Annotated in this window: 15 protein-coding genes; 10 read left to right on the top strand and 5 right to left on the bottom strand. The window is 63.7% G+C overall.

Features of this window, described 5'->3' with window-relative positions; genetic code table 11:
* Nucleotides 1–74: 74 nt before the first annotated feature.
* Nucleotides 75–242, top strand: coding sequence for a YdcH family protein (locus B5D38_RS18965; protein WP_078710031.1), 168 nt, complete (start codon nucleotides 75–77; stop codon nucleotides 240–242).
* Between the two features lie 182 nt (nucleotides 243–424).
* Here the strand turns inward: B5D38_RS18965 and B5D38_RS18960 are convergent, their stop codons facing one another.
* Nucleotides 425–1186 carry a sulfite exporter TauE/SafE family protein gene (locus tag B5D38_RS18960; RefSeq protein WP_078710030.1) on the bottom strand — a complete coding sequence of 254 codons (762 nt, stop codon included), beginning with the start codon at nucleotides 1184–1186 and terminating at the stop codon, nucleotides 425–427.
* Between the two features lie 320 nt (nucleotides 1187–1506).
* Between B5D38_RS18960 and B5D38_RS18955 the strand changes: the two genes are divergently transcribed.
* The 6 genes from B5D38_RS18955 to B5D38_RS18930 all read left to right on the top strand — a co-directional run bounded on the left by B5D38_RS18955 (nucleotide 1507) and on the right by B5D38_RS18930 (nucleotide 7030).
* Nucleotides 1507–2163, top strand: coding sequence for a thiamine phosphate synthase (locus B5D38_RS18955; protein WP_078710029.1), 657 nt, complete (start codon nucleotides 1507–1509; stop codon nucleotides 2161–2163).
* Nucleotides 2160–3191 (top strand): tetratricopeptide repeat protein, encoded by a 1032-nt coding sequence (locus B5D38_RS18950; protein ID WP_078710028.1) that lies wholly within the window; start codon nucleotides 2160–2162, stop codon nucleotides 3189–3191. Before B5D38_RS18955 ends, B5D38_RS18950 begins: the two co-directional genes overlap by 4 nt.
* 118 nt (nucleotides 3192–3309) lie before the next feature.
* The gene (efp, locus tag B5D38_RS18945) at nucleotides 3310–3873 is read left to right on the top strand and encodes an elongation factor P (protein ID WP_078710027.1); all 564 of its coding nucleotides are present in this window, start codon (nucleotides 3310–3312) and stop codon (nucleotides 3871–3873) included.
* A 107-nt stretch (nucleotides 3874–3980) separates the two neighbouring features.
* Entirely contained in the window at nucleotides 3981–4814 is an 834-nt protein-coding gene (locus B5D38_RS18940; protein ID WP_078710026.1) for an inositol monophosphatase family protein, read from the top strand.
* A 149-nt stretch (nucleotides 4815–4963) separates the two neighbouring features.
* Nucleotides 4964–5995, top strand: a complete 1032-nt coding sequence (locus B5D38_RS18935; protein ID WP_078710025.1) for a flagellar motor protein MotA — start codon at nucleotides 4964–4966, stop codon at nucleotides 5993–5995.
* A 6-nt stretch (nucleotides 5996–6001) separates the two neighbouring features.
* Nucleotides 6002–7030 carry a peptidoglycan -binding protein gene (locus B5D38_RS18930; protein WP_078710024.1) on the top strand — a complete coding sequence of 343 codons (1029 nt, stop codon included), beginning with the start codon at nucleotides 6002–6004 and terminating at the stop codon, nucleotides 7028–7030.
* 51 nt (nucleotides 7031–7081) lie between these two features.
* On the opposite strand, the gene B5D38_RS18925 is transcribed toward B5D38_RS18930, so the two are convergent.
* Nucleotides 7082–8875, bottom strand: a complete 1794-nt coding sequence (locus B5D38_RS18925; protein ID WP_078710023.1) for an ABC transporter transmembrane domain-containing protein — start codon at nucleotides 8873–8875, stop codon at nucleotides 7082–7084.
* 233 nt (nucleotides 8876–9108) lie between these two features.
* Here B5D38_RS18925 and rpmE point away from each other — a divergent pair, with 233 nt between their 5' ends.
* Nucleotides 9109–9330: a 50S ribosomal protein L31 gene (gene rpmE / locus B5D38_RS18920; RefSeq protein WP_078710022.1), complete on the top strand. Its 222-nt coding sequence runs from the start codon at nucleotides 9109–9111 to the stop codon at nucleotides 9328–9330.
* A 123-nt stretch (nucleotides 9331–9453) separates the two neighbouring features.
* Here rpmE and rcdA read toward each other — a convergent pair whose 3' ends face one another.
* A complete protein-coding gene (gene rcdA / locus B5D38_RS18915; protein WP_078710021.1) occupies nucleotides 9454–9981 on the bottom strand; it encodes a protease adaptor protein RcdA in 528 nt (175 codons plus the stop codon).
* Nucleotides 9982–10543: 562 nt separating this feature from the next.
* Here rcdA and B5D38_RS18910 point away from each other — a divergent pair.
* Together B5D38_RS18910 and B5D38_RS18905 are read left to right on the top strand one after the other, a co-directional pair.
* Nucleotides 10544–11545 (top strand): NAD(P)H-quinone oxidoreductase, encoded by a 1002-nt coding sequence (locus tag B5D38_RS18910; RefSeq protein WP_078710020.1) that lies wholly within the window; start codon nucleotides 10544–10546, stop codon nucleotides 11543–11545.
* A 160-nt stretch (nucleotides 11546–11705) separates the two neighbouring features.
* Complete coding sequence (locus B5D38_RS18905; RefSeq protein WP_078710086.1) at nucleotides 11706–12392, top strand: DUF1013 domain-containing protein; 687 nt, start codon at nucleotides 11706–11708, stop codon at nucleotides 12390–12392.
* Between the two features lie 70 nt (nucleotides 12393–12462).
* Here B5D38_RS18905 and B5D38_RS18900 read toward each other — a convergent pair whose 3' ends face one another.
* Nucleotides 12463–12912, bottom strand: a complete 450-nt coding sequence (locus B5D38_RS18900; protein ID WP_078710019.1) for a BLUF domain-containing protein — start codon at nucleotides 12910–12912, stop codon at nucleotides 12463–12465.
* A 210-nt stretch (nucleotides 12913–13122) separates the two neighbouring features.
* The gene (locus tag B5D38_RS18895; RefSeq protein WP_245319390.1) at nucleotides 13123–14694 is read right to left on the bottom strand and encodes a putative bifunctional diguanylate cyclase/phosphodiesterase; all 1572 of its coding nucleotides are present in this window, start codon (nucleotides 14692–14694) and stop codon (nucleotides 13123–13125) included.
* Between the last annotated feature and the right edge of the window lie 317 nt (nucleotides 14695–15011).

Below are 15011 nucleotides of genomic sequence, written 5' to 3'. Positions count from 1 at the left end.
CTTATGACACTCTCATGAGGCTAATGCAGCGCCCCGGTGCGCGGCGCATCGGGCAACGATCAAAAGGAGGTACCATGTCCCTCGATTCCCATCTCGCGACGCTAGAACGTCGGCACGCTGCCCTCGATAGCGAGATCATCGCGGCCCAGGGCAAGCCCGCCGTCAGCGATATGGATGTCCAGGAGTTGAAGCGTAAGAAACTTCAACTAAAAGACGAGATCGAGAAGCTGCGTTCCAAGTAATCCATTCCTTAAATGGCTCGTATCCGGGTTCCCGCCCGGATACGAGTTGTTCCGGCGAGGCATCCCGGCTGGAATAGATTTTTCTCGCTGTCCCTATGTTGCGTCCGTGCGGGCCCTCTGGACGGCATGTGACGAGGCGACATCGCCCAGACATCTGTTCTCCCGGACGCGCTCCTGCCCGGTTAGATGAGCCCGAGACCCACGAAAGCATCGTAGATCAGCTTGAGACCGATCGGGACCAGCAGGGCGTAGGTCACGACATAAAACCGGCTTGGCTCGATGCGCTTGACCAGCCAGACCCCCACCAGCGTCGCAATCGGCGCAAGAGGCAAAAGAACCGCCGAGGTCATCAGGTTTTCCGGTGAGAACTGCCCGAGCAGGAAATAGGGCACCAGCTTCACCGCGTTGACGACGGTGAAGAAGATCGCCGCCGTGCCTGCGAAAAGGGGCGGCGACAGGCGCAGAGGCAGCACATAGACCTGGAAGGGCGGCCCGCCGGCATGGCTGACAAAGCTCGCGAAGCCGGAAACAGCTCCCCAGAACAGGCCACGGGGCGTCGATTCGTCGCGCTCTCCGGCGCGGTGCCGGATCACCAGAAACCATTCCGCCGCGAACCAGACAGAGACGATGCCGATGGCCAGGCGAACGCCCGACTCGCTGACGACGGCAGCGGTGAGATAACCGATCGCGACGCCGACGAGCGCCGCCGGCAGCATGGTCCGCAGGATGCTCGCGCGGAACGTCTTGCGCCACGCCGCCAACCCGACCCAGTCCATGATGACCAGGATCGGCAGGAGAATGCCGGCCGCCGTGACGGGGGAGATGGCCAGCGCCATGAGCGGAACCCCGATCATGCCCAGCGATCCGCCGAAGCCGCCCTTGCCGAGGCCGACGAGAAACACGGCAGGGATAGCCCACAAATAGAAGTTCGGATCGGTGATCATGAAGGGAATCCGGCCAAACAGGCGCGTGGCGAGGGGTCCCAGGATTATGCGGTTCAGTACAGCGGAGCAAGCAGCCGGCGCATTCCAGTGACGAAACGTTGAAGCAAAAGCCACCGCGTTTGCCGCCGCCCTTCCGAGCCGGTAGAGTGAGCCTTGACAATGCCGCGGCAGGGCCGGGCGCGCCGTCGCTCCCGTTGCGACAGGGAGTGACATGCTCGCTGACTGGCGATGCCTCTTGAATTTTGGCGATGGAGCCTGCCACAAGGGCTCCGGCGGTCGTCGCCGTTTCGCGAAATGCGTGTCTCGCAGGACCCACGTTCATGCCCGATGAAATCTTCCGCCCGCGCCTCGTCCTTCTGACGACCCTTCTGGAGGATGGCCAGGAAGGCATCGACCGTCTGAAGGCGGCGTTGGAGGCCGGCGATGTTGCCAGCGTCCTCATCGACCCGGCCGGCCGCGTCGATGCCGACTTCCAGCACCTTGCGGAGAAGATCGTTCCCATTGTTCAGGACGCCGGCGCCGCCGCGGTCATCGTCGACGACACGCGGTGCGCCGGGCGGGTTGGCGCCGACGGCATCCACCTCTCCTCGGGCTCGCGCGACGACCTGGCCGATCTCGTCAAGCGCTTCTCGCCCAAGCTGATCGTTGGCGCCTCCGGCTTTGCGACGCGCCATGCCGCGCTGGAGGCGGGCGAGCTCATGCCCGACTACCTGTTCTTCGGGCGCCCCGGCGGCGACACCCATCCCGAACCTCACGACAAGGCTGTCGATCTCGCAGGCTGGTGGGCGGAATTGGTCGAGATTCCTGCAATCATCATGGGCGGCACTGACATCGATCAGCTCTCCCCGGCGGCGGCTTCGGGAGCCGAGTTCGTGGCCCTGTCCGCAGCCGTCTTCGGACCCGGAGCCGACCCGGCCGCCGCTGTGGCAAAGGCCAACGCATTATTCGATCAATATACAAGAAGCACCGACGCATGACGCCGGCCCGCACGCCACTTCTGGCCCTGGTCCTCCTTTTGGGGAGCGGCGCCGCGCTGGCGCAGGCACCGACCTCCGGGGCACCGGCCGCTCCTACCGTAAAAGCAGCAGAACCGTCGGCGAAGGACGCGACGCCGGTCGAGAAGGACGCGGCCCCCGCGGAAGCACCCGCCGAGGCGAAGAAACCTGCCGCTCCGAGCAAGAGCGCCATCGCCTTTGGCGCCTACCAGCGCGAGCTCTATGTCACAGCCCGAAAGCTGGCGGAACCGCTGGCCAAGCTGGGAGATCCGGCGGCACAGACGCTTCTCGCGGAAATCTACACCCGTGGCCTGGGCGTGCGTCAGGACGCCAAGGAGGCCGCGCGCTGGTACGAAGCCGCGGCCAAGGCCGGCAATCCGGCGGCCGAGTTCGCCTATGCGCTCATCCTGCTCGACGGCAAGGTGGTCGAGAAGGACGCGAACCGGGCGCGCGAATTGATGAAGGCTGCTGCCGATGCCGGCAATCCGCTGGCTCAGTTCAATTACGCCCAGATGCTCATCCAGGCATCGCCGGCCGCCGGCTTCGCCGATGCGCTTCCCTATTTCCGCTCAGCAGCCTTCGCCGGGATTCCCGATGCGCAATACGCCATGGCCGAGATGCTGGCCTATGGCAGAGGCGTCGACCATATCGATGAGCCGGCCGCGCGGCAGTGGCTTCGCGCGGCGGCCTCCCTCGGTCACGACACCGCCCAGGTCGAGTTGGGTATCTGGCTGGTCAACGGACGCGGTGGCCCTGCCGATCCTCAAGAAGGTTTTTTGTGGCTGAGGCGGGCGGCAGAGCAAGGCAACCCTATAGCCATCAACAGGGTCGCACATCTCTACAAGGACGGCGTCGGCGTCACCCCGGACAAGGCCCAGGCCGCCAAATGGGCCGTGCTCGCCAAGCGCGCATCCAATACGGATCCGGAACTGGACGATTTCTTTCGCGGCTTGGACGAAGCCGTTCAGCGCTCAGCGCTCGAGGCAGCAAACAGGTTTGACCGAGGCTGAAGGCCAGGGCATCTCCCGGCTCTTAGCGCGCGTCAGGCTTGAACGGCGATGGAATTTGTGGTCTTGAGCGGCCAATCGGCATTTTTGCCCCCCCATTCCCGCACCTTTGAGCACCACTATGAAGATCAACGGAAACGAAATCCGTCCCGGCAACGTCATCGAGCACAACGGCAGCCTTTGGGCCGCCGTGAAGACGGCTCACGTAAAGCCCGGCAAGGGCGGAGCATTCGCTCAGGTCGAACTCAAGAACCTGCTCGACGGCACCAAGCTCAACGAGCGCTTCCGGGCGTCGGAGACGGTGGAGCGCGTGCGCCTGGAGCAGAAGGACTACCAATTCCTCTATGCCGAAGGCGAAATGCTGGTGTTCATGGACTCCGAGTCCTACGAGCAGCTTGAGCTCCAGAAGGATTTCGTCGGCGAGCGCGCGGCCTTCCTGCAGGACGGCATGGTCGTCACCGTCGAGCTTTACGAGGAGAGGCCCATCGGCGTGTCGCTCCCCGACCAGGTGACGCTGGCCATCGTCGAGGCCGACCCCGTGGTGAAGGGCCAGACGGCGGCGTCGTCCTACAAACCCGCGATCATGGAGAACGGTGTGAGGGTGATGGTGCCGCCGTTCATCGAGGCGGGCGAGAGGATCATTGTCGATACCAATGAAATCACCTATGTCCGTCGCGCCGACTGATCGGCCACGCACCCGGCTTTTTCAGGCCACTTGAGCGAAGTTTTATGGCGCCCGAGGGCTCTTCCGGAGCCTCGGGCGCATTGTCTTGACACCATGGGAGACGAGCGATGGCGCGCTCCGCCCTTTTGACCGTGATGACGCAGGCCGCCCTCAAGGCCGGCAGATCCCTGACCCGCGATTTCGGCGAGGTCCAGAACCTCCAGGTCTCCATGAAGGGGCCGGCCGACTTCGTGTCCAACGCGGACCGAAAGGCCGAGGACATCGTCTTCCAGGAGCTCAGCCGAGCCCGTCCCGACTGGGGCTTCCTCATGGAGGAGCGTGGCATCGTCGAAGGCAAGGACCCGACCCATCGCTGGATCGTCGATCCGCTGGACGGGACGACCAATTTTCTTCACGGCATTCCGGTTTTCGCCGTGTCGATTGCGCTGGAGCGTGAGGGACAGATCGTCGCGGGCGTCATCTTCAATCCGGCGACGGATGAACTTTATTCGGCCGAACGTGGCGGCGGCGCCTTCCTCAATGATCGCCGGCTGCGCGTCGCGGCGCGTCAGACCATGAACGAGGCGCTGTTCGGCACGGGCATTCCCTTTTTCGGACGTGGCGACCATGCCCGGTTCCTGTTCGAGGCCCGCCAGATCATGGCTGAGTCTTCCGGCATCCGGCGCATGGGCGCCGCTTCGCTAGACCTTGCCTATGTCGCGGCGGGTCGCTTCGATGCCTATTGGGAATGGTCTGTGCATCCGTGGGACATCGCGGCGGGCTCCATCCTCGTGCGGGAGGCCGGCGGCATCCTGACATCCGTCGACGGCAGCAAGTTCGATCACATGAAGGGCGATCTCGCCTGCGGCAACGAAATGATTCACAAGCTGCTCCTGGGGCGTCTCGCGTCGGCTGACGCCTCATACCAGCGCGCGCGAACTGGCTCAGCCGCGACAGAATAGTCGCAAAAGGCGCATCCACCCCTCCCGCCGAGGTTCCACGGCCCTTGTTTTGGACGAACAGGGGAAAAGGAACGGCCGCCGCCGTTTCAAAGAGTTGGATTCTCCGCTAGTTTGTCTGGCAACGGCAGTGAGGAATATTTTCAAGCGCGATGCAGGTCTTTAGTTCGCCGCCCAACAAGCCGCAAAGGTCAGACAGCTTCGATGCTCATCGGCTGTCCACGCCCTTGGTCTTTCTCTGGTCGATGCTGGTTTTTCTGGCGTTGGCCGGTTTCGTCTCCGCCATTCTGTGGCGCCAGGTGTCGGCTGCCTTCAGCGCCAATCCAGGCTTGAACGGCCTCATCGTCGGCGTCCTGTGCATCGGCGTCCTGCTGTCCCTTGTCCAGGTCATTCGCCTCGCCCGCGAGGTTCGGTGGGTCAATGCGTTCCGCGACGGCGCCACGGATTTCGAGCAGATGCGCGGTCCGGTGCTCCTCGCGCCGATGCGGGGGCTCATCGGCAGGCGCCGGCAGCTCGTGTTGTCGACCCTCTCCATGCGGTCGATTCTGGACTCCATCGCCAGCCGTCTCGACGAGACGCGCGATATCGCCCGTTATCTTACCGGCCTTCTCGTCTTTCTCGGGCTTCTCGGAACGTTCTGGGGCCTGCTGCGCACCATCGGCTCGATCGGGGCGACTATCAACGGCCTCGACCCGGCGGGCGGCGATGCCGCTTCGGTCCTCGACACGGTCAAGACCGGCCTCGGCGCTCCGCTGGCCGGAATGGGAACCGCGTTCTCGTCCTCGCTCCTGGGCCTTTCCGGATCGCTAATCCTCGGCTTTCTCGACCTTCAGCTCGGCCGCGCCCAGAACCGCTTCTACACCGAGCTGGAAAACTGGCTTTCGTCGATCACCGACGTGGGCCAGGACCTTGTGATGACGCCGGGCCAACCCGGCCATCGCGGCGAGAGCGAGGAAATGCGGGTCCTCGCGGAAAAGATCAATCGCATCGTGCAGGACACGGCCGGTCCGCGCCAGGGGGCCGCGATGGCCCAGCTCGCCGAGAGCATCCAGGGCCTCGTCCAGCACATGCGCAGCGAGCAGCAGATGCTACGCGATTTCGTGGAGAACCAGGCGGGCGACCAGCGCGAGCTGCGCGGCATCCTCGAGCGCCTGTCGCGGGCGATCGAGGACAAGCGGAGCTAAGGCGCAATGCCTCTGTCGCGCAACCATCGCAACGAGAATGGCGTCAACTATTGGCCCGGCTTCGTCGACGCTTTGTCGACGCTGCTTCTGGCCATCATGTTCCTGCTCTCGGTCTTCGTGCTGGCGCAGTACCTTCTCAGCCGCGAGGTCAGCGGCCAGGACGAGGTACTGAACCGCCTCAACCAGCAAATCAACGAACTGACGCAGCTTCTCGCACTGGAACAGGGCAACAGCTCCGATTTGAAGAGCCAGATCGACAGTCTCCAGGCCTCCCTCGCCAGTAGCGAGGATGCCCGCTCGCGCCTCCAGCAGGCGCTCGATTCGGGCAGCGGCAGCGCTGCCCAGGCAGAGGCGAAGATCGGCAGTCTTCAGGGAGAGCTGTCCAGTCAGGTGCAGATTTCCCAGCGTGCCCAGGCGCAGGTCGAGCTTCTCAATCAACAGCTCGCGGCCCTCCGCCAGCAGATCGCGGCGCTGGAGGACGCGCTTCAAGCCACGGAAAGCCGCGACAGGGAGAGCCAGACCAAGATCGCCGACCTCGGCCGCCGCCTCAACGTCGCCCTGGCTCAACGTGTCCAGGAACTGGCGCGTTATCGCTCCGACTTCTTCGGTCGCCTGCGCGAGATCCTCGCTGATCGCGAGAACATTCGGATCGTCGGGGACCGTTTCGTCTTCCAGTCCGAAGTGCTCTTCCCGTCGGGCTCCGATGAGCTTCAGCCGGCTGGCCGGGATGAGATGGTCAAGCTCGCCACCGCCATCAAGGAACTGGCGCGAGAGATCCCCTCGGACATCAACTGGATCATCCGCGTCGACGGGCATACCGACAACATCCCGATCACAGGCGGGCGCTTCAAGGACAATTGGGAGCTGTCGGCCAGTCGCGCGGCCGCCGTCGTGCGCTTCCTGATCGAGCAGGGCGTTCCGGCCGACCGGCTGGCGGCGACAGGCTTCGGCGAGTTCCAGCCACTCGAACAGGCCGATACGCCCGAGGCGAGAACCCGCAATCGCCGCATCGAGTTGAAGCTCACCGAGCGATAGGTTCAGGACGGCGCGTTCTCGCGAGTGGCGGAGATGCGCCGCCGCGCGGCTCTACTCGGCCGCGCGGGTGATTGCCTCATGGCTTTCGGCGTTGAACTGGAGCCGCGCGAGCCGCGCATAGACGCCGTTCCGCTCCATGAGAGCGGCGTGCGTCCCCTCCTCCACGATCCGCCCTTCGTCGAGCACGAGAATGCGGTCGGCCTTGAGCACGGTCGCCAGCCGGTGGGCGATGACCAGCGTCGTGCGACCCTCCATCAGCCTCTCGAGCGCGCGCTGGATCGCGACCTCGCTCTCGGCGTCAAGCGCCGAAGTCGCCTCATCCAGCAGCAAGATCGACGCGTCGCGCAGGATGGCGCGGGCGACAGCGACGCGTTGGCGCTGCCCGCCGGAGAGCGTCATTCCACGCTCGCCGACAACCGTCTCGAAGCCCGCGTCGAGCGCCGTGATGAATTCCTCCGCCTGGGCGGCCCGTGCCGCCGAGCGAACCTTCTCCTCTTCAGCATCCGACTTGCCGAAGCGGATGTTCTCGGCGAGCGTCGTGGCGAAGAGCGTCACATCCTGCGGCACCAGCGCGATGCGCTGACGCAGATGCGAGACATCCGCAGCCCGCGCATCCACTCCATCGACAAAGACACTTCCCGCATCGGGGTCATAGAAGCGCTCGATCATCCCGAAGATAGTCGACTTGCCGGCTCCAGACGGCCCGACGATCGCGACAGTCTCCCCAGGCTCGACCGCGAACGAAAGCTGGTGAAGCGCCGGTTTGTCCGGCCGCGCCGGATAGGCAAATGATACCGCGTCGAATCGGATCGAGCCGATGGGCGGCGCCGGAAGCGCCTTTGGCTCGGCCGGGCTCGCCACGCTCGGAGCCTCGTCGAGAAGCTCGGCAATGCGCTCCGTCGCGCCCGCGGCCTGGGAGAGTTCACCCCACACCTCCGAGAGCTGGCCAAGAGAGGATGCGGCGAAGACGGAATAAAGCAGGAACTGCCCGAGCGTGCCGCCAGTCATTGTCCCGGAAATCACCTGCTGCGAGCCGATCCACAACACCGCGATGACGGAGGAGAAGATCAGGAAAATGGCAAATCCCGTCAGCAGCGCGCGCGCCGTGATGGACGATCGCGCGGCGCGGAAGGCGGCATCCACCGTGCGGGCGAAATGGCCCGACGCGGCCTGCTCGCTGGTGAAGGCCTGAAGCGTTCGCACGGCGCCGATTGCCTCGCCCGCGAAGGCCGTGGCGTCGGCGAGCGTGTCCTGGGCAGCGCGCGAGCGCCGGCGGACCGAGCGGCCGAAGGCGATGAGCGGAATGACGATGAGCGGAATGGCACCCACGACGATGAGCGAGAGATGCGCGCTCGTGACAGCCATCATCGCTACCGCGCCGACGAAGAGAATCGCGTTGCGCAGGGCGAGCGAGGCGGTCGCTCCGACCGCCGACTTGATCTGCGTCGTGTCTGCGGAAAGACGCGAGACGATCTCGCCGGACAGCGTCCTGTCGTAAAAGGCCGGAGAGAGCCGCGTCACATGGGCGAAGAGCTCCTTGCGAAGATCCGCCACCACCTTCTCGCCAAGCGTGATGACGAAGAAGTAGCGGCCTGCGCTCGCCACGGCGAGCAACGCCGCGAGAACGATGAGCATTCCGAAATAGGAATCGATGAAGACCGTATCGGGCCGGTTGAACCCATGGTCGATCATCCGCCGGACCGCGAGCGGAAATGACAACGTCGTCACGGCGGCGAGTGTCAGGAAGATCAACGCGCCGGCCACGAGGCCCTTGTAGCGCGCCATGTAAGGCATCAGCCGCATCAGAGGATTGAGACTGCGACGCCGCCCCTTGCCGTTCTGCATACTCGGGCGCTCCTTCAGGGACGGCGCTTTCGCGCTTCCGCTGTCGATTTGGCTGTTCATTAAGCTTCCGCTCTTGTGCGACCAGGGGGCCTGATGTATAGGCTCACCCCTGAATTTGGAAGCGATCTAGCTCCGTAATCTGGAAATGTGAACCCGCCGCGCCGGATCGTGCTGGCCATGAGCCTGTTTCGGGCAGGGACAAGCGCAAGGGCGGTCCTGGAAGGACAGATGACATGAAGAAAGAAATTCATCCCGACTACCACGCCATCACCGTCGTGATGACGAACGGCACCACGTACGAGACCCGCTCGACCTGGGGCAAGGAAGGCGATCGGATGAACCTCGACATCGATCCCTCCACCCACCCGGCATGGACCGGCGGCGCACAGAACCTCGTGGATCGTGGCGGCCGCGTCTCGCGCTTCAAGAAGCGTTATGAGGGCCTCGGCATCTGATCGTCCAACGATCGGCGAGAATCATAAAGCCCGGGCACTGACCCGGGCTTTTTTCATGTCTAGAGAAAGCTGGAAAATCTCGCCTGCCCGCGAAGGGCGCCGGCCACGGCCGGCGCGACGGCCTCAGCCGTTGAATGCGGTCTTCAGAAGGTTCAGCTGCTCACCGACGGGGTTGCGCGGCTCCTCGTCGGCATCGAAAGAGCCAGTGCCGTAGATTTCGCGATCAAGCATCACGATCCGCCGCTCGAGCTTCAACACGCGATCCACAAGATCACGGAAGGCCTCCGGCAACTCGGCAAACAGAGGCGTCTCGCGACCCGTGCCGACCCCTTCGAGCCTGATCTTGACCTTTTCCGCCTCGACCTGGGCCCGCGACATATCCCCTTGATTGGCCGCGCGCTGGAGAAGAAGCCAGGACGCGATCTGCATCAGGCGAGTCGTGAGCCGCATGGACTCCGCCGCGTAAAGTGTGGCGCAAGACTTCGGCAGCCGCTTGGCCGCCGTGCGACCATCGCCATCGAGATAGGCCGCGGTCTCGTCCACCAAGGTCATGCCTTCGTTGAAGAGCGACTGGAACGACCGCGAAAAGGCGAGATGCTCCGCAAGACGGATCGTCCGGTCGTCGTCCAGTTGGTCGTGGCTTTGGGTCATCGCGGAACGGCTTTCGTTTCGGCTCTGCTCTTTGCTTGCGGCGCAGCCGGCTATTTTGTCAAGACTGTCGCCGAGCGTCCCGCAAGGCAAGTCGAGCCGGCGATTTAGGTTAACACCCACAGGCCGCAGAGGTTCGACGCCGATAAAAAAAGAGCCGCTTGCGCGGCTCTTGAAAAGTTATCAACAGGGAGGCGTCAACGGCACCCACCAAACGGTTGGCACCGCTCAATCCGGAAGATCCGGAGAGCCTCTTTATCCTCCATAAAGCTTGATTAAAGCTTAAATCGAAGTCTTCGGGAGCACCCAACGGTAATATTGACGTAGTGCGGCGGAAGACAGTTGCGTCATGGTCAAGCCGAAACGCGTGGCATTTGACGCCGGCGCATCCAGCCCTTGGCTTCCGCCAAGCGGCCCCCACTTTGTCGTCTTGCTGGCGTGGCGGGGTTATGAGCGGCTCAAATCTCCGCGAAGAGCCTCCGCGGAGGGCGAAGAGAAACAGCACCCATATGACCCTGCGGGGCTCCAGGCTGCGCCAGCGACATCACCGACCATGGAGAAAGCAATGTCCTTGCCGTCCGAAATGACCGTCGTCGAAATCGAGCGGCCGGGAGGCCCTGAGGTCCTGAAGACGAGCCGGCGTCCCCTCCCCGCTCCTGGTGACGGAGAAGTGCTGATCAAGGTCGAGGCGGCGGGGATCAATCGTCCCGACGCGCTCCAGCGCGTCGGCGCTTATCCGCCCCCTCCCGGAGCTCCTGATTGGCCGGGCCTCGAGGTCGCCGGCACGGTTGTCGAGCTGGGTTCCGGCGTGTCGCGCTTCCGGATTGGCGAGCCCGTGGTCGCCCTTCTTCCAGGGGGCGGCTATGCCGAATATTGCACCGTCGCACAGGAAACCGTTCTCCCTGCGCCTGCCGGCCTGCCCATGGTCGAGGCCGCGGCGGTGCCAGAGACCTTCTTCACCGTTTGGCACAATGTCTTCGAGCGCGGCGGCCTGAAGGCCGGCGAGACGCTGCTCGTCCACGGCGGAACCTCCGGCATCGGCACGACGGCCATCCAGCTCGCCCGCGCCTTTGGCGCGAAGGTAATCACCACGGCGGGCAGCGATGCGAAATGCGACGACGCCCGCCGCCTGGGCGCCAATCGCGCCATCAACTACCGCACAGAGGACTTCGTCGAAGCCGTCCTGGATGAAACGGAGGGGCGCGGCGCCGATGTCATCCTGGACATGGTGGGCGGAGACTACGTTCAGAAAAACTGTGAGGCGGCGGCCGAGGATGGCCGGATCGTGCAGATCGCCTTCCTGGGAGGAACCCGTTCCACGCTGGATATGTCGCTTGTCATGCGCAAGCGGCTCGTCCTGACCGGATCAACCCTGCGTAATCGCCCGATCGCGGTGAAAGGCGCCATCGCCGAAGCTGTGGAGCGGGAAATCTGGCCATTGCTCGCGAACGGCGCCGTGCGGCCGGTGATCGACGCCAGCTATCCGCTCTCCCAGGCGGCGGAGGCTCATCGCCATCTCGAACGGGACCATGTCGGCAAGATCGTCCTCAGCCTCGCGCCGCAGTGAAGACAGAGCAGACAAAGGCCCTGCCGGCGCGTTGCATGCCCGTGCTGGGATTTCCTTGCGAATTGGACGACTTCTCCCTATAACAAGCGCCATTCCATGACATATGGTCAGGTCCACGGCCCACCTTCTCCAGGGTGGGCGAACAGGAGGTCTTTATCCCGTGGCACAGCAACTCTTGATGCCCAAGGCGACCGCCGTATGGCTGGTCGACAATACGTCGCTCTCCTTCGACCAGATCGCGGAATTCTGCACGCTCCATCCGCTGGAGGTGAAAGCGATCGCCGACGGCGAATCGGCCCAGGGCATCAAGGGGCTCGATCCCGTCATGACGGGCCAGCTGACGCGCGAGGAGATCGCCAGGGGCGAGCGGGATACGAACTACCGCCTGAAGATCGCGCCCCCCAAGGTCCGCGTCCCCGAGGCAAAGCGCAAGGGGCCGCGCTATACGCCAGTTTCCAAGCGCCAGGATCGACCCAACGCCATTCTCTGGCTGGTGCGCAACCATCCCGAACTCAAGGACGCGCAGATTTCGCGCCTCGTCGGCACCACCAAGAACACCATCGAGCAGATCCGCGAGCGCACCCACTGGAACTCGGCCAATCTGACGCCGATGGACCCGGTCACGCTTGGGCTCTGCTCGCAGATCGACCTGGACCTTGAGGTCGAGAAAGCCTCGCGCGACCTGCCGCAGCCTTCCCTTGCCGAGGAAGAGCGTCTCCTCGCAGCCTCGCAGACCCAGTCCTATCGCCGCGACAGCCGCGAGGAGGAAGAGCTCGACGCGGCGGCGGTGTTCGCCAAGCTGACCTCCATGAGCCGCCGCACACCTGACGAAGACGAGGACGAATAGACCTCGCCATTTAGGGGGGATCGCCATGCCGCGACAGCCGGCGTTCCAGCGCAGGCCAACGACGACGAGCTTATCGCAGCTCTGAGCGATCCTCCTGCTCCAGGGCGAGGCGGCATAGCAGCTCGTGGAGATGATCGGCGCTCATCTGGCTTGGATTGAAGCTAGATGGATCGACGATGCCGGAGAACTTCTCGGCATCGTCCAGCGAAGCGCCGACAAAGGCCATAGACCAGTGCTCGAAGCTCCTGCTTTCGATCGGCTCCAGCGCGACCACCGTGATCGCGCCATGGCGCTCGTCCCGCTGGATCAGCTCGAAGGTTTCCTCGACATTGGGTAGCGCCCCTTCGAGGATCTGCACGAAGCATCCCGAATTGAACATCAGAGCGCCACTGATCCCTGCCGCGGCATTGTTGTGCCTGCTCATCGACAGGATCTGCCGGATTTCGGCGACCACCTGGTCGGCATCGCCCGGGATGCGGTTCTCGCTGAAGTAACAAAGACGGTAGAGCCGGCGATTCATGGCGGAGACCTTTGACTGGTCCGACCATGGACCACGCTCTTGGGAACACGGATATTCCGGCGCGGCCGATCGAAGGCCGTGCTTACCGCTTCCCTCGCGGCGCCAGATAGTTGACGAGCTTAGCGCTCAGAAGTTGCAGAACCTTTTGGCGAGCGATCACGTCTAATTGAAGGCTCGCTTCAACAACCATCGCGAAAGATCGGATTCCGCCTAAGGTCGGCTTGCTTCCTGGGCAAGGAAAGCGCCGATCGACCCGGCATCCATGGGGCGCCCCGTCAAATAGCCTTGAACCTCCGAGACCTCTTCCGCGCGAACATAATCGAGCTGCATCTCGGTCTCGACCCCCTCGGCGGTGGTCTTGATGCCGAGGCTTTTCCCAAGGCCGGCAACCGCTTTCACGATCATCGCGCAATCTCGGCTGTCGCTGGCGCTTCGAATGAAGGACTGATCGATCTTGAGCTTATGAAATGGAAAGCGCCGGAGATAACCCAGGGAGGAATAACCCGTCCCGAAATCATCGATGACGACGTGGACCCCCAGATCCTTCAGCTGATTGAGAATCGACAGCACATCGCTGCTCTCATCAAGGAGAATTCCTTCCGTGATCTCGATGGCGAAACGCTCCGGTGCAAGGCCGGATCGCTGGAGAGCGGATGCAACGGTGTGGACCAGCTTGCCCTGAAACTGCACCGGCGAGACATTGACGGCAACACTGATCGGATCGGGCCAGCGCGCAGCTTCCGCCGCCGCCGTTAGAATCACCCAGTCCCCGATCTCGCGGATGATCTTCGTCTCCTCCGCGAGCGGAATGAAAAGGGCCGGGGAAATGTTGCCCTTGAGCGGGTGGCGCCATCGCAGCAGCGCCTCGAAACCCACCGTGCGGCCAGCCGCGAGGTCAATCTGTGGCTGATAGTGAAGCTCCAGCTGCTTCAGCGCCAGAGCGGAGCGCAGGTCCGTCTCCATGGAGCGCCGTTCGGCGACTTCCGTCATCATCGACGGTTCGCAGAAGCAGAAATGCCCCCTGCCCGTACGTTTGGCGCGCGCGAGTGCGAGGTCGGCCTGCCTGACCAGTGTATCCGGACTTCCGGCGTCTGGCGAGGATAGCGCGATGCCGACGGAGAGGCCGACATTGACCATCTGGGTGTCGAGAACATAGGTGCGCCCCACGACGTCGACCAACCGCTTCGCGAGCCCCTCAGCGTCCGCCGCACCTGCTATCCGCGACTGGAGAATTGCGAACTCGTCGCTGGCGAAATGGGCGATGCTGGTTTGCGGCGGGCAGACGGCGACGATGCGCTCGGCCACCTTCTCAAGCAGCCTGTCGCCGACGGCGTAGCCCAGCGTGTCATTGACGAGCTTGAAGCGGTCGACGTCAAGGAAGTGGACCGCCAGTATCTCGCCGGAGCTCCTGGCGCGCGCCGCCGCGTAATGGACCCGCGCGAGAAAGCTTTTCCGATCGAGGAGGTCGTTGAGGCTTCGCTTGGGCGAGCGGGTGATGTCCTTTTCGACGTAATCCGTGACGTCGAAGAAGCTGACGAGCATGCGTTTGCCACCGAGGCCCGCCAGGGATACGTCGAACGCCCGCCCCTCATGACTGACGCGGATCCTCTCGCCCCGGCCGACCGTTCGCACCTCGGCCATGCGAAAAGGCCGGTCGCCCAGGAGCCGTCCCACCGCCGTTCCGAACGCGGATCGAGCCACGGGGTTCGCGAATTCGATATGTCCGTCACTGTCGGCGATCAACACCGGATGCGGCAACAAATCGAGTGCATCAACCGCCATAGTGTCGTTCAGCGGTTGAGTTGCCGACTCCAGAGACATGTGCGAGCCTTCCGCTTCATTCTTTTCTCTAGGAAGCGGCTCAAAAAAAGAATTATGCGTTAAAAGCGCGGCTCAAGGGCTGATTTTGACGACCGATGAGTGCTGAAACTCGTGCTTTTTCAATAGCTGGCGAAGGGGGGCGCGGCAATGCGTCGCCCCTGCCCGAGCCGCAGGTCAGTTCAAGCTGATCAAAGCCCCCAAGGGCGGACGGCTGCCAGGATTCGGCCGGGGAGAAGTCGCGATGCGGTTGCGCCTCGCAGGACGGCGCGCGGCGGTGC

This window comes from Consotaella salsifontis, from assembly GCF_900167365.1.
GTDB lineage: Bacteria > Pseudomonadota > Alphaproteobacteria > Rhizobiales > Rhizobiaceae > Consotaella > Consotaella salsifontis.
This window is presented reverse-complemented; position numbering and strand designations above follow the sequence as displayed.

Coding starts and splice junctions, on each gene's coding strand:
- B5D38_RS18965 (WP_078710031.1), top strand. CDS start 75: ATGTCCCTCGATTCCCATCTCGCGACGCTAGAACGTCGGCACGCTGCC.
- B5D38_RS18960 (WP_078710030.1), bottom strand. CDS start 1,186: ATGATCACCGATCCGAACTTCTATTTGTGGGCTATCCCTGCCGTGTTT.
- B5D38_RS18955 (WP_078710029.1), top strand. CDS start 1,507: ATGCCCGATGAAATCTTCCGCCCGCGCCTCGTCCTTCTGACGACCCTT.
- B5D38_RS18950 (WP_078710028.1), top strand. CDS start 2,160: ATGACGCCGGCCCGCACGCCACTTCTGGCCCTGGTCCTCCTTTTGGGG.
- efp (WP_078710027.1), top strand. CDS start 3,310: ATGAAGATCAACGGAAACGAAATCCGTCCCGGCAACGTCATCGAGCAC.
- B5D38_RS18940 (WP_078710026.1), top strand. CDS start 3,981: ATGGCGCGCTCCGCCCTTTTGACCGTGATGACGCAGGCCGCCCTCAAG.
- B5D38_RS18935 (WP_078710025.1), top strand. CDS start 4,964: ATGCAGGTCTTTAGTTCGCCGCCCAACAAGCCGCAAAGGTCAGACAGC.
- B5D38_RS18930 (WP_078710024.1), top strand. CDS start 6,002: ATGCCTCTGTCGCGCAACCATCGCAACGAGAATGGCGTCAACTATTGG.
- B5D38_RS18925 (WP_078710023.1), bottom strand. CDS start 8,875: ATGCAGAACGGCAAGGGGCGGCGTCGCAGTCTCAATCCTCTGATGCGG.
- rpmE (WP_078710022.1), top strand. CDS start 9,109: ATGAAGAAAGAAATTCATCCCGACTACCACGCCATCACCGTCGTGATG.
- rcdA (WP_078710021.1), bottom strand. CDS start 9,981: ATGACCCAAAGCCACGACCAACTGGACGACGACCGGACGATCCGTCTT.
- B5D38_RS18910 (WP_078710020.1), top strand. CDS start 10,544: ATGTCCTTGCCGTCCGAAATGACCGTCGTCGAAATCGAGCGGCCGGGA.
- B5D38_RS18900 (WP_078710019.1), bottom strand. CDS start 12,912: ATGAATCGCCGGCTCTACCGTCTTTGTTACTTCAGCGAGAACCGCATC.
- B5D38_RS18895 (WP_245319390.1), bottom strand. CDS start 14,694: ATGGCGGTTGATGCACTCGATTTGTTGCCGCATCCGGTGTTGATCGCC.